This is a genomic window from Zobellella sp. An-6, from assembly GCF_052487945.1.
This window is the reverse complement of record NZ_CP199259.1, coordinates 3571573-3593349: the sequence shown is the minus strand read 5'-3', so window position 1 is coordinate 3593349 and position 21777 is coordinate 3571573. Positions and strand designations below refer to the sequence as shown.

Sequence of the window (21777 nt, the reverse complement as noted above, 5' to 3'; positions counted from 1 at the left end):
TCTCCTTACATGCGGAACACCCCGAAACGGGGCTCGTCCATGGGCCGGTTCAGGGAAAGGGCAAGGCTCATGGCCAGCACGGCGCGGCTGTCCCTGGGATCGATCACGCCGTCATCCCACAGCCGGGCGCTGGCGTACCAGGGATGGCCCTGACGCTCGTAGCGCTCGACGATGGGTGCCCGGAAGGCGGCCTCGTCCTCGGCGCTCCAGGATTCGCCGGCCTTTTCCCTGGCGTCCCGCCGCACCGTGGCGAGCACGCCGGCGGCCTGCTCGCCCCCCATCACCGAGATGCGGGCGTTGGGCCAGATCCACAGAAAGTCCGGATCATAGGCCCGGCCGCACATGCCGTAGTTGCCGGCGCCGAAACTGCCGCCGATGATCAGGGTCACCTTGGGTACGTTGGCGCAGGCCACCGCCATCACCAGCTTGGCGCCGTGCTTGGCGATGCCCTCGGCCTCGTATTTCCGACCCACCATAAAACCGGTGATGTTCTGCAGGAACAGCAGGGGAATGCGGCGCTGGCAGCACAGCTCGATAAAGTGGGCGCCCTTCTGGGCCGATTCGCTGAACAGCACGCCGTTGTTGGCCAGTATGCCCACCGGGTAGCCGTGCAGCCGGGCGAAGCCGGTGACCAGGGTGGAGCCGAAGTCGCGCTTGAACTCGTCGAAGGCCGAGTCGTCCACCAGCCGGGCGATCACCTCGCGCACCTCGAAGGACTTGCGCAGATCGGTGCCGACGATGCCGTACAGCTGCTCGGCCGGGTAGCGGGGCGGCCGCGGCGGGTGGGGCGGGGCCGGCAGCGACGGCCGGTTGAGGTTGGCCACCAGCCGGCGGGCCAGGTGCAGGGCGTGGGCGTCGTCCTCGGCGACATGATCCGCCACCCCCGAGACGCGGGTGTGCACCTCGGCGCCGCCCAGCTCCTCGGCGCTGACCACCTCGCCGGTGGCGGCTCGCACCAGGGGCGGACCGCCGAGGAAGATAGTGCCCTGGCTGCGCACTATGATGGACTCGTCCGCCATGGCCGGCACATAGGCGCCGCCGGCGGTGCACAGCCCCATCACCACCGCCAGCTGGGGGATGCCGGCGGCGGACATCCGCGCCTGGTTGAAGAAGATACGACCGAAGTGGTCCCGGTCCGGGAACACCTCGTCCTGGCTGGGCAGGTGGGCGCCGCCGGAGTCCACCAGGTAGAGGCAGGGCAGCCGGCAGCGTTCGGCGATAGTCTGGGCGCGCAGGTGCTTCTTGACCGTGAGCGGGTAGTAGGTGCCGCCCTTGACGGTGGCGTCGTTGGCCACCAGCATGCACTCCACCCCGCACACCCGGCCGATGCCGGCCACCAGCCCCGCCGCCGGCACTGCTTCGTCGTAGACCCGGTGGGCGGCGAGCTGGGACAGCTCGAGGAAGGGCGCGCCCGGATCCAGCAAGCGGCGGATGCGTTCCCGCGCCAGCAGCTTGCCCCGCTGTTGGTGGCGCTGGCGGCTGGTCTCGTCGCCACCTGCTCCGATGCTGGCCACCAGCTCGCGCAGCGCCGCCACCTCGGCGGCCATGGCATTATGATTGGCCCTGAACTCCTCCGACTCGGGCCTGATCTGGCTGGTCAGTATGGTCATGGCTGGCTCCAACAGTGGTTGTTGAGCTCGAGGCGAGTCGGCCAAAGGGCCAACTCCGCCGACACGCTTCAAAAGTTGACACTCGCCGTTTCAGCCTGTTGCGAACATTCACCGGATGTTCGGTCAGGCTGAAACGACTCGTTACGGCGAAACACGCTCGCCCCATGTACGCTCGCACATGCCATCCCTGGCATATGACGGTCGGTGGAGCCGTTCCCTTTGTCCGCCTTGTAGGCTCCGGGTGTCATAAGCCACCTCACCGGTTCTGCACCAGTTCCCGGCCGATCAGCATGCGGCGGATCTCCGAGGTGCCGGCGCCGATTTCGTACAGCTTGGCGTCCCGCAGCAGCCGGCCGGCGGGGAACTCGTTGATATAGCCGTTGCCGCCCAACAGCTGGATGGCGTCCAGCGCCAGCCGGGTGGCGGTTTCCGCCGCCAGCAGTATCACCCCGGCGGCGTCCTTGCGGCCGAGCGCGCCCCGGTCCGCGGCCATGGCCACCATATAGGTGTAGCTGCGGGCGGCGTTCATGCGGGTGTACATGTCGGCGAGCTTGCCCTGCACCAGCTGGAAGTCGCCGATGGCCTGGCCGAACTGTTTGCGTTCCCGCACATAGGGCACCACCAGATCCATGGCCGCCTGCATGATGCCGAGCGGCCCGCCGGCCAGCACCAGCCGCTCGTAGTCGAGCCCGCTCATCAGCACCCCGCCCCCGCCGTTCAGGGCGCCGAGTACATTGTCCGCCGGCACCCGGCAGTCCTCGAACACCAGCTCGCAGGTGTTGGAGCCGCGCATGCCGAGCTTGTCGAGCTTCTGGGCCTGGCCGAAGCCGGGGGTGTCGCGTTCGACGATAAAGGCGGTGATGCCCCGGGCGCCGGCGTCGGGCACCGTCTTGGCGTACACCACGAACACCTGGGCGTCGGGGCCGTTGGTGATCCACATCTTGGTGCCGTTCAGCACGAAGTGGTCGCCGTCGGCTTGTGCGGACAGGCGCATGGACACCACGTCGGAGCCGGCATTGGGCTCGGACATGGCCAGGGCGCCGATGTGCTCACCGCTCAGCAGTTTGGGCAGGTAACGGGCTTTCTGCGCCTCACTGCCGTGGCGGTGGATCTGGTTGACGCAGAGGTTGGCGTGGGCGCCGTAGGACAGGCCCACCGCCGCCGAGGCCCGGCTGATTTCCTCCATCGCCAGCACCTGGGCCAGGTAGCCCATGTCCACGCCGCCGTGGCGTTCGGCTACGGTGATGCCGAACAGCCCCATGGCGCCGAGTTTGGGCCAGAGTTCGGCGGGAAAGCGGTTGTCCCGGTCGATGGTCTCGGCCAGGGGGGCGATTTCCCGGCTGGCGAAGGCGGCGATCTGGTCGCGCAGCAGATCCAGGGTCTCGCCCAGGCCGAAGTCCAGTTGCGGATAGGGGGCCATGAAAACCTCCTTGCTGATGAAAAGATTGGGCTCGTTTGCTACCAATATTGCTGAATTAACTATAGTTGTTATGGGACTGTTAGGGTTGGCTAAGCTTGAATAGATAAAGGATTTTTAGAGCCTGCGAGCGAACTTTACGAAGCTTGTCTGTTACGGCCCAGCTAAAGAGGCAACAGGGTCACCTTCACCGACCGTCACATGCCATCCCTGGCATGTGACGGTCGGTGAAAGCAATCTCTGTTGCTTCTTTCTTGCTTCGCTGTTGTCTGAGGGGATCGCCAACAGGCGGCGCTGAGTTTTGGGGAGGACAAAGGGTGCTGCTTTGCCGACCCTTCGCGCCAGAGATGGCGCGGCGGAGCCCCCAGGGATGGGTTTACGGCGTGTCGGCGGAGCAGTGCGCTTTGGCCGAGTACACCAGATTTCACGGTGAGTCGGCCCTTTGTCCGATTGAACCAGGTCAGACAGACGCGTTTTACTCCGTTTTCGGAGCAGATGGAGCCACCATGGCAAAGAGCGAGATAGTGATAGTGAGTGCGGCCCGGACCCCCATGGGGGCCCTGCTGGGCGATTTCGGCGCCGTGCCGGCGCCCGGGCTGGGGGCCGCGGCCATCGGGGCCGCCCTGAGCCGGGCCGGGGTGGCGACCGAACGGGTGGATGAGGTGGTGATGGGTTGCGTACTGCCCGCCGGCCAGGGCCAGGCGCCGGCCCGGCAGGCGGCGCTGGGGGCCGGGCTGCCGGTGTCCGTCGGTTGCACCACGGTCAACAAGATGTGCGGCTCGGGCATGAAGGCGCTGATGCTGGCCCACGATCAACTGCTGGCGGGCTCTGCCCGGCTGATGGTGGCGGGCGGCATGGAGAGCATGAGCCTGGCGCCCTACCTGTTGCCCAAGGCGCGGGCGGGGCTGCGCATGGGCCACGGCCAGTTGCTGGATCACATGTTTTTCGACGGCCTGGAGGACGCCTACGAGGGCGGACTGATGGGCAGTTTCGCCCAGCGGACGGCGGATGAATTCGGCATCGGTCGGGAGGCGATGGACGACTTCGCGATCAGGTCCCTGACCCGGGCCCAACTGGCTATCGCCGAAGGGGACTTTGCCGAGGAAATCGTGCCGGTCGAGGTGGCGGAGCGCCAGGGCAGCCGGCGGGTGGATACCGATGAACAGCCGGGCAAGGCCAGGCCCGACAAAATCCGTACCCTCAAGCCCGCCTTCGCCCAGGACGGCACCATCACCGCCGCCAATTCCAGCTCCATCTCCGACGGCGCGGCCGCCCTGGTGGTGACCACCGCCGAGCAGGCGGCGGCGCTTGGTCTCAGGCCCCTGGCCCGGGTGCTGGCCCACGCCACCCATGCCCAGTTGCCCGCCGAGTTTACCCTGGCGCCCATCGGCGCCATCGACAAGCTGCTGGACCGGCTCGGCTGGCAGGCGAGCGAGGTGGATCTGTTCGAGATCAACGAGGCCTTCGCGGTGGTCGCCCTGCTGGCCATCCGCGAGCTGGGGCTGGATCCGGCGCGGGTCAACGTCAACGGCGGAGCCTGCGCCCTGGGCCACCCCATCGGTGCCAGCGGCGCCCGCATCGTGGTTACCCTGCTGCATGCCCTGCGCCGGCGCGGGCTCAGGCGGGGGGTGGCGGCCCTGTGCATCGGCGGCGGCGAGGCCACGGCGGTGGCGGTGGAATTGCTCTAGGAGGACAGGAAAATGACATACCAGGTACCACTGCTGATCGGCGGCAATATGGTGCAAAGCCGCACTCACGAGTGGCTGGAGGTGAACAACCCGGCCACCCAGGAGATCATTGCCCGCCTGCCCTGCGCCACGGCCGAGGAGGTGGAGGCGGCGGTGGCGGCGGCAAGCCGGGCCTTCGTCGAATGGCGGGAAGTGCCGGTGCCGGAGCGGGCCCGCTTGATGCTGCGCTACCAGGCGCTGCTGAAGGAATACCACGACGACATCGCCCGCCTGCTCAGCGAGGACACAGGCAAGACCTTCGAGGACGCCAGGGGCGACGTGTGGCGGGGCATAGAGGTGGTGGAGCAGGCCGCCAACATCGCCTCCCTCAGCATGGGCGAGACCCAGGAAAACGTGGCCCGGGGCGTGGACTGCTACAGCTTCACCCAGCCGCTGGGGGTCTGCGTGGGCATCACCCCGTTCAACTTTCCGGCCATGATCCCGCTGTGGATGTTTCCGCTCGCCATCGCCTGTGGCAATACCTTCGTGCTCAAGCCGTCGGAGCAGGATCCCCTGGCGTCCATGCGGCTGGCCGAGCTGTTCAAACAGGCCGGCGCCCCCGACGGCCTGCTGCAGGTGGTGCACGGCGGCAAGGAGGTGGTGGACCGGTTGCTGGTGCACCCTGAGGTGTGCGCCATCTCCTTCGTCGGCTCGGTGGCCGCCGGCCAGCATATCTACCAGACCGGCACCGCCCACCTGAAACGGGTGCAGGCCTTCGCCGGCGCCAAGAACCACATGGTGGTGCTGCCCGACGCCAACAAGCAGCAGGTGATCAACAACCTGGTGGGCTCCTCGGTGGGCGCCGCCGGCCAGCGCTGCATGGCGATATCGGTGGCGGTGCTGGTGGGCGAGGCCAGGAAATGGATTCCGGAGCTGAAAGACGCCATGGCCCGGGTGCGGCCCGGTGCCTGGGACGACCCCGACGCCGGCTACGGCCCGCTGATCAGCAAAGCGGCCCGGGAGCGGGTGCTGCGGCTGATCGCCGGGGGCAGGGCCGAGGGCGCCGAGTGCCTGCTCGACGGCAGCCACTGCACGGTGGACGACTACCCCCACGGCAACTGGGTAGGGCCCACCCTGTTCCGTGGCGTGACCCCCGAGATGGCCCTCTACCGGGAGGAGATCTTCGGCCCCGTGCTGTTGCTGATGGAGGCGGACAGCCTGGACGAGGCCATCGCCTTGGTCAACGCCAACCCCTATGGCAACGGCACTTCCATCTTCACCGCCTCGGGCGCGGCGGCACGCAAATACCAGCACGAGATCAAGGTGGGCCAGGTGGGCATCAACGTGCCCATACCGGTGCCGCTGCCCTTTTTCTCCTTCACCGGCTGGCGTCGTTCCTTCTACGGCGATCTGCATGCCTACGGCAAGCAGGCGGTGCGGTTCTACACCGAAACCAAGACCGTCACCGCCCGCTGGTTCGAAGACGAGGCGGTGGCCGGACCCAATATGTCGATTCATCTGAAATGAAGGCTGTCAGCTATCGGCTGTCAGAGCAGTGAGAGGGCTGGCTCGGAAGCGGTGGAAGTAGGGAGTGAGCGAAAACCGTTAATCTCTGGCAGCTTCCAGCTTCCAGCTTCCAGCTTCCAGCTTCCAGCTTCCAGCTTTTAGCCGCGACCGGAGGGAGCTTGCATGGACTTTGAACTGAGCGACGAACAGCGGGCCTTTGCGGCCCTGGCCGACGACTTCGCCCGCAACGAGCTGGAGCCCCACGCCGCCGACTGGGACCGGGACCACCACTTCCCGGTCGAGACCCTGCACAAGGCGGGCGGGCTGGGCCTCTGCGCCCTCTATACCCCCGAGTCCGCCGGCGGCCTGGGGCTGAGCCGGCTCGACGCCAGCATCATCTTCGAGCGCCTGGCCATGGGCTGCACCTCCACCACCGCCTTCCTCACCATCCACAACATGGTGACCTGGATGGTGGCGAGCGCCGGCAGTGAAGAGACCTGGGCACGCTGGGGCGAGGGGCTGGTCAGTGGGCGGCTGCTCGGCTCCTATTGCCTGACCGAGCCCAATGCCGGCTCGGACGCCGCCGCCCTCAGGACCAGCGCCCGCCGCGACGGCGATCAGTATGAGCTCAACGGCAGCAAGATGTTCATCTCCGGCGCCGGCAGCACCCAGGTGCTGGTGGTGATGGCCCGCACCGGCGGCGAGGGCGCGGGCGGCATCTCCGCCTTCGCCCTGGACGCCGACAGCCCCGGCATCGTCTACGGCCGCCCCGAGGACAAGATGGGCTGGAACAGCCAGCCCACCCGCGCCGTCACCTTCGAGCGGGTGCGGGTGCCCGCCAATCAGCTGCTGGGCCGGGAAGGCGAGGGCTTCAAGCTGGCGATGAAGGGGCTGGACGGGGGCCGCATCAACATCGCCAGCTGCTCGGTGGGCACCGCCCAGCAGGCCCTCAACAAGGCGCGGCAGTACCTGCAGGAGCGCAGCCAGTTCGGCCGCAAATTGGCCGAGTTCCAGGCGCTGCAGTTCAGCATTGCCGACATGGCCACCGAGCTGGTGGCGGCGCGTCAGCTGGTGCGGCTGGCGGCAAGCCGACTCGATGCGGGCCACCCGGACGCCACCACCTACTGCGCCATGGCCAAGCGTTTCGCCACCGATGCCGGCTTCCAGGTGTGCGATCAGGCGCTGCAGCTGTACGGCGGCTACGGCTATATCCGCGAATACCCGCTCGAGCGTTACCTGAGGGATACCCGGGTGCACCGCATCCTGGAGGGCACCAACGAGATCATGCGGCTGCTGATCGCCCGCCGGGTACTGGCGGAAAGCAGCGGGGAGCTGTGATGGGTTCGCAGAGGGCTCTTGAGTTGAGGTCAGTACCTGTGTGCCAGTTCGGTGATGCCGTCCGTGAGATGGGCGGAGGAGACCAAAGGGGGCCGCTCGCCGACACGCTACAAGCACGTCCATGTGGGCTCGGACATGCCATCCCTGGCATGTCACGGTCGGCTCCTCGGCCCCCTTTGGTCTCCTTTTGAGCATGAGCGGCGTCTGCGTCATAGCTGTTCCCGGCGTTCTATCGCCACTGGCCATAGTCATAGAGAGGTGCACCCATGACCACCACCATCCGTTTTGAACAACAAGGCCATACCGCCATCCTGACCATGGACAACCCGCCCGCCAATACCTGGACGGCACAGAGCCTCTCGGCCCTGACCGAGCGAGTCGCGCAACTGAACGCCGACCGGGAGATCTGGAGCCTGGTGCTGACCGGGGCGGGGGACAGGTTCTTTTCCGCCGGGGCCGATCTCAAACTGTTCGCCGACGGCGACCGGGCGGTGGCGCGGGAGATGGCGCGGCGCTTCGGCGAGGCCTTCGAGGCCCTGAGCCGGTTTCGCGGCCTGTCCATCGCCGCCATCGACGGCTACGCCATGGGCGGCGGCCTGGAAGCGGCCCTGGCCTGCGATCTGCGCGTGGCCGGCCGGCAGGCGGTGATGGCCCTGCCCGAGGCCAAGGTGGGGCTGCTGCCCTGCGCCGGCGGTACCCAGAACCTGACCTGGCTGGTGGGCGAGGGCTGGGCCAAGCGGCTTATCCTCTGCGGCGAGCGGCTGAATGCCGAGCGGGCCCTGGCCATCGGCCTGGTGGAGGAGGTGGTGCCGCAGGGGCAGGCCCTCGAGCGGGCCCTGGCGCTGGCCCGCCAGGCGGAGCAGCAGAGCCCCTCGTCGCTGGCCGCCTGTAAGCGGCTGATCCAGTCTGCCCGCCGCCGGCCTCTGGAGCAGGGCTATATCCGGGAGCGGGAGGAGTTCGTGGATTTGTTCGACACCGAGGATCAGCGGGAAGGGGTCAACGCCTTCCTGGAAAAACGTCCGCCCCAATGGCGCAACCGCTAAGGAGTCCTCATGAGCCTGATAGTCGAAGAGCATGCCACGGGCGGCGGCCGGCGTATCGGCCGGCTGGTGCTCGACAATGAGCGCAGCCTCAATGCCCTGAGCCTGGAGATGATAGAGCGGATGCTGCCCCAGCTGGCCGCCTGGCGGCAGGATGAGGGGCTGGTGGCGGTGCTGCTCGAAGGCACCGGTGACCGGGCCTTCTGCGCCGGCGGCGATGTGGTGGGGCTGTACCGGGCCATCACCTCGGCCCATAGGGCAGGCCCCCTCGACGAACTGGGCCTGGGGCCTATCCCCGAGCCGGCGGCGCGCTTTTTCGAGCGGGAATACCGGCTGGATTATCTGCTGCACAGCTACCCCAAGCCGGTGATCTGCTGGGGCGGCGGCATCGTCATGGGCGGCGGCCTGGGGCTGTTCGGCGCCAGCCGGCAGCGCATCGTCACCGAAAGCAGCCGGCTGGCGATGCCGGAGGTGACCATCGCCCTCTACCCGGACGTGGGCGGCAGCTGGTTCCTCAACCGCCTGCCGCCGGGACTGGGGGAGTTCATCGCCCTCACCGGTTGCCAGCTCAATGCCAACGACAGCCACTGGCTGGGGCTGGCCAACAGGGCCATCGCCGCAAGCCTGCGGGCCGAGTTGCTGCCCCGCCTGCAGGAAGTGGCCGACTGGCGGGATCCCGCCGTGGCGGTGGGGCTGGTGCTGCGGCAATTGGAGGCGGCCTCGCTCGAGGTCTTTGCCGACCAGCCCTCGCCCCTGCGGGAGCATCAGGATGCCATCCGCCGGCTGATGGACCGGGATCGCCTGGCGGACCAGGTGGCGGCCATTCTGGATGCGGACATCGATTTCCCCTGGTTCGAGCGGGCACGGCAGGGCCTGGCGGCGGGCAGTCCGCTGGCCATCCGGGTGATAGCGGAACAACTGCACCGTTGCCGGCACAGCTCCCTGGCCGAGGTGTTCCGCCGGGAACTGGCGCTGTCGGTGCAGCTCTGTCGGTATCGGGAGTTCGCCGAGGGGGTACGGGCCCGGCTTATCGACAAGGACAATCACCCCGACTGGAGTTTCGGGACCCTGGGCGAGGTGGACGAGGCGCTGCTGGCTGTCCTGTTCACTTCGCCCTGGCCCCGGAGTCCACTGCAGGATCTGTAACGGAGGCAAGCACCATGGCAACCATCGCATTTATCGGATTGGGCAATATGGGCGGTCCCATGGCCGCCAACCTGGTCAAGGCCGGGCACCGGGTGCAGGTATTCGATCTGCAACCCGAAGCCGTCAGCCGGGCCGCCGGTACCGGCTGCATCCCGGAAACCAGCGCCACCGAGGTGGTGAAACACGCGCAGCTGGTGATTTCCATGTTGCAAAGTGGCCGTCAGGTGAACGGACTCTATGTGACGGGGCCGGATCCCCTGTTCGAGCGGATGGCGCCGGGCACCCTGGTGATCGACTGCTCCACCATCGACGCGGCCACCGCCAGGGCCACGGCCCAGCGGGCCACGGCCCATGGCCTGGACTTTATCGATGCCCCCGTGTCCGGTGGCGTGGCCGGGGCCCAGGCCGGCACCCTCACCTTTATCGTCGGCGGTAGCGAGGATCAGTTCGCCCGGGCAAAGCCGGTGCTGTGCCAGATGGGCAAGAACGTGTTCCACGCCGGTCCCCACGGCGCCGGCCAGATGGCCAAGGCCTGCAACAACATGCTGCTGGCGGTGCTGATGGCCGGCACCTGTGAGGCGCTCAATATGGGTATCAACAGCGGCCTCGATCCCAAGGTGCTGTCGGAGATCATCAAGCAGAGCTCGGGCAGCAACTGGGTGTTGCAGCTCTACAACCCGGTGCCGGGGGTGATGGAAAACGTGCCGGCGGCCCGTGGCTATCAGGGCGGCTTTCAGGTCAACCTGATGTGCAAGGATCTGAACATCGCCATGGAACTCAGCCGGGACAGCGGCTCGCCGGTACCCATGGGTGCCGCCGCCAAGGCCCTGTTCAACCTGCATCAGGTGGCGGGCCAGGGTGAGCTCGACTTTTCCAGCTTGCTCCGGCTGTTCCAACACCAGGAAGGAGGTGAATGAACATGGATATCAGGGGCAAGGTGGTGGTGATCACCGGTGCCGGCCGGGGTCTGGGACAGGCCATGGCCCGGCAGCTGGCGCGTCAGGGCGCCAGTCTGGCGCTGATCGACAACAACGAGCAGGATCTGGCCAAAAGCGGCGAAATGGTGGCCGCCACCGGGGCCAGGGTGGCGGTGCACCTGTGTGATATCGCCGACGAGCGGCAGGTGGCGGACAGCTTCGGCCACATAGTACGGGAGCTGGGCGGGCTGGACGTGCTGGTCAACAACGCCGGCCTGATGCGCGACGCCCTGCTGATCAAGCTGGAGGAGGGCAAGCCTGCCGGCAGGATGAGCCTGCAGCAGTGGCAGCAGGTGGTGGACGTCAACCTCACCGGTACCTTCCTGTGCGGCCGGGAGGCGGCGGCCATCATGGCCGAGCGGGGCCAGGGCGGCCTTATCGTCAACATTTCCTCGGTGGCCCGGGCCGGCAACCGGGGCCAGAGCAACTACTCGGCCACCAAGGCCGGGGTGGCGGCCCTGGTGGTATGCTGGGCCGGCGAACTCAGCCGCTACGGCATCCGGGTGGCGGGCATCGCCCCCGGGGTGATCGCCACCGCCATGACTGCCCAGATGAAGCCAGAGGCGATGTCACGCATCACCCGCAACATTCCCCTGGGGCGCCTGGCCACCGTGGAGGAGCTGGTGCACAGCCTGCAGTACATCATCGAGAACGACTACTTCCATGGCCGCGTGCTGGAAATGGACGGCGGCCTGCGGTTGTAGGACTAAAGTCTAGCTTGTCTGAATGACCCGGTGGTAGTAAGGTTTTTTGCAACGCACAGTAACGGACGTGCTGTCTGCGTTGACAGAGCAAACAACAAAACGATATCAACCACAGCTATATCCCTGCAGGCATTGATTCTCTTCGGTCATGGAATCACTGCCTTCAGGGTTTTTTTTTGGGGGGCTACATATTGGGATAGTTGGGGCCACAGCCCCCTTCCGGCGGCACCCAGCGGATATTCTGGGCCGGATCCTTGATGTCGCAGGTTTTGCAGTGCACACAATTGGCGGCGTTGATCTGAAAGCGGGGCGTCTCTTCCTGCTCCACCACCTCGTAGACCCCCGCCGGGCAATAGCGCTGGGCCGGTTCATCGTAGCGGGGCAGGTTGTCCCGCAGGGGGACCTCCGGATCCAGCAGCTGCAGGTGGCAGGGCTGATCCTCGTCGTGGCCGGTGTTGGCCAGATAGACCGACGACAGCTTGTCGAAGGAGAGCTGGCCGTCCGGCTTCGGATAATCCGGTTTGCGGCTCTTCGCCGCCGGGCGCAGGGTGGCGTGATCCGGCGTCTTGTCGTGTAGGGTGAGGGGCAGCCTGCCCCCCAGCCAGTTGTGGTTGAGGTAGTTGAAAGCGCCGCCCAGCCAGGGCCCCAGCCGGTGCAGGGCGGGAATGAAATTGCGGCCCTGCTCCAGTTCCCGATATAGCCAGGAGTCCCTGAAGGCGGAGTCGAAGGCGGTGAGCATCTGGCCCCCCGGATCCCCTGCCGCCAGGGCCCGCACCACCGCCTCGGCGGCCAGCATGCCGGACTTCATGGCGGTGTGGATACCCTTGATCTTGGCCCCGTTCAGAGTGCCGGCGTCGCAGCCCAGCAGCAGGGCGCCGGGCATCACCAGGCGCGGCAGCGAGTTGAGGCCGCCCTTGGTGATGGCCCGGGCGCCGTAGGCCAGCCGCTTGCCATCGTACAGATGGCGGGCCAGCAGCGGGTGGTGTTTGAGCCGCTGGAACTCGTCGAAAGGGCTGAGGTGGGGATTGCGGTAGTTGAGATCCACGATAAGCCCCACCGCCGCCTGGCCGTCGTCTCCGTGGTAGAGGAAGAAGCCGCCGCCGCTGTCTTCCTCAAGCGGCCAGCCGCTGCCGTGCACCACCAGGCCCGGCCGGTAGCGCTCGGGGGCTAGCTGCCACAACTCCTTGATGCCGATGGCGTAGTGCTGGGGATCCCGACCCTGATCCAGGCCGAAACGGGCGATCAGCTCCTTGCCGATATGGCCGCGGCAACCCTCGGCGAACAGGGTATACCTGGCGCGCAGCGCCATGCCCGGCACGTGACTGGCCTTGGGGCTGCCGTCCGCCGCCAACCCCATGTCGCCGGTGAGCACCCCCGTCACCCGGCCCTGCTCGTCGTAGAGCGGCGCCTGGGCGGCGAAACCGGGAAAGACGGCCACGCCCAGCTGTTCGGCCTGGGTCGCCAGCCAGCGGCACAGGTTGCCGAGGCTCACGATAAAGTTGCCCTCGTTGTGCAGGGGGGCGGGCACCAGGGCGGGGGGCAGCTCGATGCCGCCCCGCTCGCTGCTCAGCATGTAGAGCCGGTCGTCGGTGACCCGGGTGTGCACCGGGGCGCCCCGCTCCCGCCAGTCGGGAAAGAGTTCGTCCAGGGCGCGGGTCTCCAGCAGGGCGCCGGAGAGGATATGGGCGCCCACCTCGGCGCCCTTCTCCACCAGGCAGACGTTCAGGGCGAGATCCCGGGCTGCGGCCTCCTGCATCAGCCGGCAGGCGGCGCTCAGGCCAGCCGGGCCGGCGCCCACTATGACCACGTCAAATTCCATCGACTCCCTTTCCATGTTCCGGCTCCGAACCTGGGCACATGGCTAAAGTATTGTATTGGTTGCGGTATTTAACAAACCCCCGGGCGGCAGGATCGGCGGGGATGGATTAGTATTAAGTCATTGTTCCCAATAGCGCAGCATCGACCGGGTACCGGACGCAGACACGCCGTAAACCCATCCCTGGGGGCTCCGCCGCGCCATCCCTGGCGCGGAGGGTCTGCTTACCTATACCCGGTCGCAGCCCGGAACAACCACTGGTTATCCAATTCATATCCCACAGAGCCGGGGGCAGGCATGAAGGTACTGGTCACGATAAAGCGGGTGATTGACTACCACGTCAAGGTCAGGGTCAAGGCGGATCAGAGCGACGTGGATCTGGCCAACGTCAAGATGGCGGCCAACCCCTTCTGCGATATCGCGGTGGAAGAAGCGGTGCGCATGAAGGAGAAGGGCTGGGTGTCGGAAATCGTCGCCGTTTCCGTCGGCCCCGCCGCGGCCCAGGAGCAACTGCGGGCGGCGCTGGCGCTGGGGGCGGACCGGGCGGTGCTGGTGCAAAGCGCCGCGGTCGCCGAGCCGCTCACCGTGGCCAGGCTGCTGGCCGCCTTGTGTGAGCGGGAGCAGCCCGGGCTGGTGCTGCTCGGCAAGCAGTCCATCGACACCGACAACAACCAGGTGGGGCAGATGCTGGCGGCGCTCAAGGGCTGGCCCCAAGGGACCTTCGCCTCGCGCATCGAGCTCGAAGGCGATGAACTCCTGGTCACCCGGGAGGTGGACGGCGGCCTGCAGACCCTGGCGCTGGCCCTGCCGGCGGTGGTGACCACGGATCTCCGGCTCAACGAGCCGCGCTATGCCTCCCTGCCCAATATCATGAAAGCCAAACAGAAACCCCTGGAGACCCTGACTCCGGATGAACTCGGCGTCACGCCCAGGACCCATTCCCGGGTGCTCAGGGTGACGCCGCCGCCGGTGCGCAAGGCCGGCATCAAGGTGGCCGACGTGGCCGAGTTGGTGGACAAGCTCAAGCACGAGGCGAAGGTGATCTGATGACGACCCTGGTGATAGCGGAACACGACAATGAATCCCTGAAACCGGCCACCCTGCATGTGCTGGGGGCCGCCGCCCGGCTGGGGGCGGACATCGAGCTGCTGGTGATGGGCCAGGGCTGCCGGGCGGTAGCCGAGGCAGCCGCCCGGCTCGGGGTGCACAAGGTGCTGCTGGCGGATCACGCCGGCCATGAGCACCAGCTGGCGGAAGCGGGCGCGGCCCAGGTGGCGGCCCTGGCGGGCGGCTACAGCCACCTGCTGGCGCCGGCCACCACCTTCGGCAAGAACCTGATGCCGCGGCTGGCGGCCCTGCTCGACCTGGGCATGGTGTCCGAGGTGATCGCCATCGAGGCGCCGGATACCTTCGTCCGCCCCATCTATGCAGGCAACGCCATCGCCACGGTGCAGTCCCTCGATGCGATCAAGGTGCTGACGGTGCGCACCACCGCCTTCGAGGCGATGGTGCCGGGGGGGCAGGCCGCCCCCATCGAGTCGCTGGCGCCCGTCGCCGGCCCGGCTGGCAGCCGGTTCGTGGGCGAGGAGCTGAGCCCGAATGAGCGGCCCGAACTCACCTCGGCGCGGGTGGTGATCTCCGGCGGCCGGGGCCTGGGCTCGAAGGACAACTTCGCCTTGCTGGAACGGCTGGCGGATCGGCTTGGCGCCGCCGTCGGCGCCAGCCGGGCGGCGGTGGACGCGGGCTTTGCCGCCAACGACATGCAGGTGGGCCAGACCGGCAAGATAGTGGCGCCCGAGCTCTATATCGCCGTGGGCCTGTCCGGCGCCATCCAGCACCTGGCGGGGATGAAGGACTCCAGGGTGATAGTGGCCATCAACAAGGACGCGGAGGCGCCCATCTTCCAGGTGGCGGATTACGGCCTGGTGGCGGACTTGTTCGATGTGCTGCCCGAGCTGGAAAGACAACTGGCGCCATAGAAGCGCCGTTGTCTGACCTGCATCAAGTTTTGGTTGTTACATTTTGTTGTAATAAAACTACAAAAGGCGTTATAGTGCCGTCCAGTCTGCCGCTGGCAGCAGGTTCGAATGCGGATAGGGGACGGCCTTGCCCGGACATTGTTTCATTGTCGTTATCGGGCATCTTGCGTATACTATGACCCCGTCTTGAATTCCACATTTCATTCGTTCCCTAGCTTTCTTCAGGTTCAGCATGACGACTAAATATATATTTGTTACTGGCGGGGTGGTCTCCTCCCTGGGCAAAGGCATTGCAGCCGCCTCTCTGGCCGCTATCCTCGAAGCCCGTGGCCTCAACGTGACCATCATGAAACTGGATCCCTACATCAACGTGGATCCGGGCACCATGAGCCCCACCCAGCACGGTGAAGTCTTCGTGACGGACGACGGTGCCGAAACCGATCTGGACCTGGGCCACTACGAGCGGTTCATCCGCACCAAGATGACTCGCCGCAACAACTTCACCACCGGTCGTATCTATGCGGACGTGCTGCGTAAGGAACGGCGCGGCGACTACCTGGGCGCGACCATCCAGGTGATCCCCCATATCACCAACGCCATCAAGGACAGGGTGATCGCCGGTGCCGAAGGGCATCAGGTGGCCATCGTGGAAGTCGGCGGTACAGTGGGCGACATCGAGTCCCTGCCTTTCCTCGAGGCGCTGCGCCAGCTGGCGGTGGAAGTGGGCCGGGAGCACACCCTGTTCATGCACCTGACCCTGGTGCCCTACATGGCGGCCGCCGGCGAGGTGAAGACCAAGCCGACCCAGCACTCGGTGAAGGAGCTGCTGTCCATCGGTATCCAGCCCGATATCCTTATTTGCCGCAGCGACCGGGCCATTCCGCCCAACGAGCGCGCCAAGATTGCCCTGTTCTGCAACGTGTCCGAAAAGGCCGTTATCTCCCTGAAAGACGTGGACTCCATCTACAAGATCCCGGCGCTGCTGCGCTCCCAGGGGCTGGACGAGCTGGTGGTGCGTCGCTTCGCCCTGGATTGCCCGCCCGCCGATCTGTCCGAGTGGGAACAGGTGATCTACGAAGAGGCCAACCCGGTGGGGGAAGTGACCATCGGCATGGTGGGCAAGTATGTCGAGCTGCCCGACGCCTACAAGTCGGTGAACGAGGCGCTCAAGCACGGCGGCCTGAAGAACCGGCTCACCGTCAACATCAAGTACATCGATTCCCAGGATCTGGAAAGCAAGGGCCTGGGCCTGCTCGAGGGCCTGGACGCCATCCTGGTGCCCGGCGGCTTCGGCGAGCGCGGGGTCGAGGGCAAGATCATGGCGGCCCGCTACGCCCGGGAACACCGCGTGCCCTACCTCGGCATCTGTCTGGGCATGCAGGTGGCGCTGATTGAATACGCCCGCAACGTGGCCGGCCTGGAAGGCGCCCACTCCACCGAGTTCGACAAGAACAGCCCCTACCCGGTGGTGGGCCTGATCACCGAATGGGTGGACGAAGAAGGCAAGGTGGAAGTGCGCGACGAGCAGTCGGATCTGGGCGGCACCATGCGCCTGGGGGCCCAGCTGTGCCACCTGGAGCCGGGCTCCAGGGTACATGCCCTGTACGGCTCCGATACCATCTACGAGCGTCACCGCCACCGTTACGAAGTGAACAACCGGTTGCTGCCCAAGATCGAAGCGGCGGGCCTGAAGGTGACCGGCCGCTCCGCCGACAAGAAGCTGGTGGAGATCATCGAGAACCCGGATCATCCCTGGTTCGTGGCGGCCCAGTTCCACCCGGAATTCACCTCCACGCCCCGCGACGGCCACGGCCTGTTCGCCGGCTTCGTGAAGGCGGCCGGTCAATACCAGCAGGGTGAACTGGAATAACCTGATCCTACGGCTGAGCCACCTGGCTTGGCCGTATTTTTTAGTGCTTTGTTTTTAACTCAAGAGGAAAGAGAGAATGGCAAAGATCGTTAAAGTGATCGGTCGCGAAATCATCGACTCCCGCGGCAACCCCACCGTTGAAGCCGACGTCTACCTGGAAGGCGGCTTCATGGGCCGCGCCGCGGCGCCGTCCGGTGCCTCCACCGGCTCCCGCGAAGCGCTGGAACTGCGTGACGGCGACAAGTCCCGCTTCCTGGGCAAGGGCGTACAGACCGCCGTGGCCAACATCAACGACAAGATCGCCGCCGCCCTCGCCGGCAAGGACGCCACCCAGCAGGCCGAGATCGACCAGATCATGATCGACCTGGACGGCACCGACAACAAGGCCAGCCTGGGCGCCAACGCCATCCTGGCCGTGTCCCTGGCCACCGCCAAGGCCGCCGCCGCCGCCAAGGGCCTGCCCCTGTACGCCTGGATCGCCGAGCTGAACGGCACTCCCGGCCAGTTCTCCATGCCGCTGCCGATGATGAACATCATCAACGGCGGTGAGCACGCCGACAACAACGTCGACATCCAGGAGTTCATGATCCAGCCGGTCGGCGCCAAGAACATCAAGGAAGCCCTGCGCATCGGCGCCGAGGTGTTCCACAACCTGGCCAAGGTGCTGAAGGCCAAGGGCCTGTCCACCGCCGTGGGTGACGAGGGTGGTTTCGCCCCCGACCTGGAGTCCAACGCCGCCGCCCTGGCCGCCATCAAGGAAGCCGTGGAGAAAGCCGGCTACGTGCTGGGCAAGGACGTGACCCTGGCCATGGACTGTGCCGCCTCCGAGTTCTTCGACAAGGAAAAGGGCAACTACAACCTGAAAGGCGAAGGCAAGGTCTTCTCCTCCCAGGAATTCACCCACTACCTGGAAGAGCTGACCAAGCAGTATCCGATCGTCTCCATCGAAGACGGCCTGGACGAGTCCGACTGGGACGGCTTCGCCTATCAGACCAAGGTGCTGGGCGACAAGATCCAGCTGGTGGGTGACGATCTGTTCGTGACCAACACCAAGATCCTGAAAGAAGGTATCGACAAGGGCATCGCCAACAGCATACTGATCAAGTTCAACCAGATCGGCTCCCTGACCGAGACCCTGAACGCCATCAAGATGGCCAAGGACGCCGGCTACACCGCCGTCATCTCCCACCGTTCCGGTGAGACCGAAGACGCCACCATCGCCGACCTGGCCGTGGGCACCTGCGCCGGCCAGATCAAGACCGGCTCCATGAGCCGTTCCGACCGTATCGCCAAGTACAACCAGCTGATCCGCATCGAGGAAGAGCTGGGTGCCAAGGCTCCCTACCGCGGTCTGGCCGAGGTGAAAGGCCAGGCCTGAGCCCTGCCTTCCCTTCCGTCCTGAACTCGAAGCCCCGCCTCGCGCGGGGTTTCTTTTGTTCGCCGCCCGAATATGGGAAACTAGCGCGCAACTTAGGAGGATGGATGCGCACCCTGACGCTGATACTGCTCGCCCTGCTGGGCGCCCTGCAGCACCACCTGTGGTGGGGGAAGAACGGCCTGGCCGAATACAACGAAGCCCGATCCAATGTGCTTCGCCAGCAGCAAGACAACCAATTGCTGGTGGAGCGCAACGCCCTGCTTTACCGGGAGATCGAGGATCTCAACAACGGTCTGGCCGCGGTGGAGGAACTGGCGCGCAACGATCTGGGTATGATCAAGCCCGGTGAAACCTTCTACCGGCTGTTACCCGCACAAGACAAACCACAACCATGACAATGACTTCGTTCTTTACCGCGGTCGTACCGGCGGCCGGGGTCGGCAAGCGCATGGGCGCGAGCCTGCCCAAGCAGTATCTGTCCCTGGGCGGACGCACCGTGCTCGAGCACACCCTGGACCGGCTGCTGGGACATCCGGCCATTGGACGCATCATCGTGGCCACGGCGGAGCACGACCCCTGGTTCCCGGCCCTGGCCATCGCCCGGGATCCCCGGGTGCTGCGGGTGGTGGGTGGCCGGGAGCGGGCCGATTCGGTGCTCAATGCCCTGACCCGGGTCGAGACCGAGTGGGTACTGGTACACGACGCCGCCCGCCCCTGCCTGCACCGGGGCGATCTGGATGCGCTGCTGGCGGCGGGACAAGGGGAGGGTGGCGCCATTCTCGCTTGTCGGGTGCGGGACAGCATGAAACGGGGCGACGGCCGGGGCGCCATCATGGAAAGCGTGTCGCGGGAGGAGCTCTGGCATGCGCTCACGCCCCAGTGCTTCGCCACCCGGGCCCTGCGGCAGGCCCTGGCCGGTGCCCTGGCCGCCGGTTGCGAGGTCACCGACGAGGCGTCGGCGATGGAGTGGGCCGGCGTTCATCCCCGCCTGGTGGAAGGGCGGGCCGACAATATCAAGATCACCCGCCCGGAAGACCTGAGCCTGGCGGGATTTTTTCTGCAGCAGATGATAGAGAGCGAACAATGATGCGAATCGGGCACGGTTTCGACGTGCATAAATTCGGCGGCGAGGGACCCTGTATCCTGGCCGGGGTGGCGGTGCCCTATCCGCAGGGTCTGCTGGCCCATTCGGACGGCGATGTGGTCCTGCACGCCCTCTGCGATGCCCTGCTCGGTGCCATCGGCGCCGGTGACATCGGCCGGCACTTTCCGGATACCGACGCCGCCTTCGCCGGCATCGACAGCCGTATCCTGCTGCGCGACGTGTTCAACCGGGTCAAGCAGGCCGGCTTTGTGCTCGGCAACGCCGATGTCACCGTGCTGGCCCAGGCACCCAAGCTGGCGCCCCATATCGAGGCCATGGTGGCCAATATCGCCGCCGATCTGGAAACGGAGGTCGGCCGGGTCAACGTCAAGGCCACCACCACCGAACAACTCGGCTTTGTCGGCCGCAAAGAGGGCATAGCGGCGGAAGCCGTGGTGTTATTGGTAAAACAATGAGCAACGACTGGCATTATCTGCACGGACAACCCCAATACCAGGGTCGCCTGAAAGCGGCGCCCGAAGACTTCGTGGTGCGGGAGGATCTGGGTTTTTCCCCCAGCGGCGAGGGCGAGCACATACTGCTGCACGTGCGCAAGCGCGGCCAGAACACCCAGTGGGTGGCCCGGGAACTGGCCCGGCTGGCGGGAGTGGCTCAGCGCGACGTCACCTGGGCCGGGCTCAAGGACAGGCACGCGGTCACCGAGCAGTGGTTCGGGGTACATCTGCCGGGCAAGGAGATGCCCGACTTCTCGCCGCTGGAAAACGAGGAGGTGCAGATCCTGGCTATCGCCCGCCATCACAAGAAACTGAAGACCGGTGCCCTCAGGGGCAACTGGTTCGAACTGACCATCACCGAACTGGAAGGCGAAGGCGATCTGGATGCCCGCCTGGCCGCCATCGCCGCCCGGGGCGTGCCCAACTACTACGGTGACCAGCGCTTCGGCCGGGATTACGGCAACCTGGAGCAGGCGAAAGCCATGTTCGCCGGCCGGCGCATCAAGGATCGCAACAAACGTTCTCTGTTTCTGTCCGCGGCGCGCAGCTACCTGTTCAACCTGGCGGCCAGCCACCGGCTGGCCATGGCCTTGGGCGAGCAGTTGCTGGACGGCGACTGTGTGATGCTGGCCGGCAGTCAGTCCTTCTTCACCCTGGGTGAGGACAACCCCCTCGACGAGGCCATGCGGGCACGCTTTGCCTCCGGCGATATCCGCCTGAGCGCGCCCCTGTGGGGACGGGGACGGCTGCCGAGTCAGGATGAGGCAGCCGACTTGGAGCAGGCCTCCCTGGCGGGACAGGAGGCGCTGTGCGCCGGGCTCGAGGCCAACGGCCTCAAGCAGGAGCGGCGGGCCCTGCTGCTCAGGCCCGAGCAACTGGCCTGGCAGCGGGAGGGCGACCGCCTGCGGCTGTCGTTCTGGCTGCCGGCGGGCAGCTATGCCACCAGCCTGGTGCGGGAACTATTCAAGGATAAGGAAAACCATGAAGATACTGGTGAGTAATGATGACGGGGTCAATGCCCTGGGCATCCGGACCCTGAGCCGGGTACTGGCGGAATTTGCCGAAGTGGTGACGGTGGCCCCGGATCGCAACCGCAGCGGCGCCAGTCACTCCCTGACGCTGGAAGTCCCGCTGCGGGCCGATCAGCTCGACGATACCGGCTTCTATTCGGTCAAGGGCACCCCTACCGACTGTGTGCACTGGGCGGTGAACAGCCTGCTGGATCCGGATCCGGACATGGTGGTGGCCGGCATCAACCACGGCGCTAATCTGGGCGACGACGTGCTCTATTCCGGTACCGTGGCGGCGGCCACCGAGGGCCGCCACCTGGGGCTGCCGGCGGTGGCCGTCTCCCTGTGTGGCGAGCGTCACTTCGACACCGCGGCCCACTACGCCAGCCTGCTGGTGCAGGGGCTGCTGCGGGCGCCGCTGTCGTCCAACCAGATCCTCAACGTCAATGTGCCCGACTTGCCCCTGGCCGATATTCAGGGTATCAAAGTGACTCGTCTGGGTAACCGACACAGATCCGAGGCGGTGCTGAAGGAATTCGATCCCCGCGGCCGGCCCATCTACTGGATAGGCCCGCCGGGGGCCAAGCAGGACGCGGGCGAGGGGACCGATTTCGATGCGGTGGAGCGGGGCTTCGTGTCCATCACTCCGCTGACCATCGACATGACGGCCTACGGCCAGATGGCGGCATTGACCAGTTGGATTAAAGAAGTGGAGTAACG

The 21777-nt window shown here is 66.3% G+C and carries 19 protein-coding genes; 16 read left to right on the top strand and 3 right to left on the bottom strand.

Features of this window, described 5'->3' with window-relative positions; translation table 11 throughout:
- Positions 1–5: 5 nt before the first annotated feature.
- Together ACT7DK_RS16755 and ACT7DK_RS16750 are read right to left on the bottom strand one after the other, a co-directional pair.
- The gene (locus ACT7DK_RS16755; RefSeq protein WP_445401149.1) at positions 6–1610 is read right to left on the bottom strand and encodes a carboxyl transferase domain-containing protein; all 1605 of its coding nucleotides are present in this window, start codon (positions 1608–1610) and stop codon (positions 6–8) included.
- A 256-nt stretch (positions 1611–1866) separates the two neighbouring features.
- Complete coding sequence (locus ACT7DK_RS16750) at positions 1867–3030, bottom strand: isovaleryl-CoA dehydrogenase (RefSeq protein WP_445401147.1); 1164 nt, start codon at positions 3028–3030, stop codon at positions 1867–1869.
- A 503-nt stretch (positions 3031–3533) separates the two neighbouring features.
- Here ACT7DK_RS16750 and ACT7DK_RS16745 point away from each other — a divergent pair.
- The 7 genes from ACT7DK_RS16745 (at position 3534) to ACT7DK_RS16715 (ending at position 11405) form a co-directional block, all read left to right on the top strand.
- Positions 3534–4715 (top strand): acetyl-CoA C-acyltransferase, encoded by a 1182-nt coding sequence (locus ACT7DK_RS16745; RefSeq protein WP_445401145.1) that lies wholly within the window; start codon positions 3534–3536, stop codon positions 4713–4715.
- 12 nt (positions 4716–4727) lie between these two features.
- On the top strand, positions 4728–6221 hold the full coding sequence (locus ACT7DK_RS16740) for a CoA-acylating methylmalonate-semialdehyde dehydrogenase (protein ID WP_445401143.1): 1494 nt from the start codon (positions 4728–4730) through the stop codon (positions 6219–6221).
- Positions 6222–6383: 162 nt separating this feature from the next.
- Positions 6384–7538 carry an acyl-CoA dehydrogenase family protein gene (locus ACT7DK_RS16735; RefSeq protein ID WP_445401141.1) on the top strand — a complete coding sequence of 385 codons (1155 nt, stop codon included), beginning with the start codon at positions 6384–6386 and terminating at the stop codon, positions 7536–7538.
- Positions 7539–7804: 266 nt separating this feature from the next.
- Complete coding sequence (locus ACT7DK_RS16730) at positions 7805–8581, top strand: enoyl-CoA hydratase (protein ID WP_445401139.1); 777 nt, start codon at positions 7805–7807, stop codon at positions 8579–8581.
- A 9-nt stretch (positions 8582–8590) separates the two neighbouring features.
- The gene (locus ACT7DK_RS16725) at positions 8591–9724 is read left to right on the top strand and encodes an enoyl-CoA hydratase/isomerase family protein (protein WP_445401137.1); all 1134 of its coding nucleotides are present in this window, start codon (positions 8591–8593) and stop codon (positions 9722–9724) included.
- A gap of 14 nt (positions 9725–9738) precedes the next feature.
- Positions 9739–10641: a 3-hydroxyisobutyrate dehydrogenase gene (gene mmsB, locus ACT7DK_RS16720; RefSeq protein ID WP_445401135.1), complete on the top strand. Its 903-nt coding sequence runs from the start codon at positions 9739–9741 to the stop codon at positions 10639–10641.
- A gap of 2 nt (positions 10642–10643) precedes the next feature.
- Positions 10644–11405, top strand: coding sequence for an SDR family NAD(P)-dependent oxidoreductase (locus ACT7DK_RS16715; RefSeq protein ID WP_445402390.1), 762 nt, complete (start codon positions 10644–10646; stop codon positions 11403–11405).
- Between the two features lie 184 nt (positions 11406–11589).
- Here ACT7DK_RS16715 and ACT7DK_RS16710 read toward each other — a convergent pair whose 3' ends face one another.
- Positions 11590–13239, bottom strand: coding sequence for an electron transfer flavoprotein-ubiquinone oxidoreductase (locus ACT7DK_RS16710; protein WP_445401133.1), 1650 nt, complete (start codon positions 13237–13239; stop codon positions 11590–11592).
- Positions 13240–13518: 279 nt separating this feature from the next.
- On the opposite strand from ACT7DK_RS16710, the gene ACT7DK_RS16705 reads away from it, so the two are divergent.
- The 9 genes from ACT7DK_RS16705 (at position 13519) to surE (ending at position 21775) form a co-directional block, all read left to right on the top strand.
- Positions 13519–14268 (top strand): electron transfer flavoprotein subunit beta/FixA family protein, encoded by a 750-nt coding sequence (locus ACT7DK_RS16705; protein ID WP_445401131.1) that lies wholly within the window; start codon positions 13519–13521, stop codon positions 14266–14268.
- The gene (locus ACT7DK_RS16700; protein WP_445401129.1) at positions 14268–15200 is read left to right on the top strand and encodes an electron transfer flavoprotein subunit alpha/FixB family protein; all 933 of its coding nucleotides are present in this window, start codon (positions 14268–14270) and stop codon (positions 15198–15200) included. Before ACT7DK_RS16705 ends, ACT7DK_RS16700 begins: the two co-directional genes overlap by 1 nt.
- Positions 15201–15432: 232 nt before the next feature.
- Positions 15433–17070 (top strand): glutamine hydrolyzing CTP synthase, encoded by a 1638-nt coding sequence (gene pyrG / locus ACT7DK_RS16695; RefSeq protein WP_445401127.1) that lies wholly within the window; start codon positions 15433–15435, stop codon positions 17068–17070.
- Between the two features lie 76 nt (positions 17071–17146).
- Positions 17147–18448, top strand: coding sequence for a phosphopyruvate hydratase (gene eno, locus ACT7DK_RS16690; RefSeq protein WP_094040399.1), 1302 nt, complete (start codon positions 17147–17149; stop codon positions 18446–18448).
- 104 nt (positions 18449–18552) lie between these two features.
- Positions 18553–18843 (top strand): cell division protein FtsB, encoded by a 291-nt coding sequence (gene ftsB / locus ACT7DK_RS16685; RefSeq protein WP_445401124.1) that lies wholly within the window; start codon positions 18553–18555, stop codon positions 18841–18843.
- Between the two features lie 2 nt (positions 18844–18845).
- Positions 18846–19535 (top strand): 2-C-methyl-D-erythritol 4-phosphate cytidylyltransferase, encoded by a 690-nt coding sequence (ispD, locus tag ACT7DK_RS16680; protein ID WP_445402388.1) that lies wholly within the window; start codon positions 18846–18848, stop codon positions 19533–19535.
- On the top strand, positions 19532–20008 hold the full coding sequence (gene ispF, locus ACT7DK_RS16675) for a 2-C-methyl-D-erythritol 2,4-cyclodiphosphate synthase (protein ID WP_445401122.1): 477 nt from the start codon (positions 19532–19534) through the stop codon (positions 20006–20008). Before ispD ends, ispF begins: the two co-directional genes overlap by 4 nt.
- Positions 20005–21048 (top strand): tRNA pseudouridine(13) synthase TruD, encoded by a 1044-nt coding sequence (truD, locus tag ACT7DK_RS16670; protein ID WP_445401120.1) that lies wholly within the window; start codon positions 20005–20007, stop codon positions 21046–21048. Before ispF ends, truD begins: the two co-directional genes overlap by 4 nt.
- Positions 21029–21775: a 5'/3'-nucleotidase SurE gene (surE, locus tag ACT7DK_RS16665; RefSeq protein WP_445401118.1), complete on the top strand. Its 747-nt coding sequence runs from the start codon at positions 21029–21031 to the stop codon at positions 21773–21775. Before truD ends, surE begins: the two co-directional genes overlap by 20 nt.
- Positions 21776–21777: the final 2 nt, after the last annotated feature.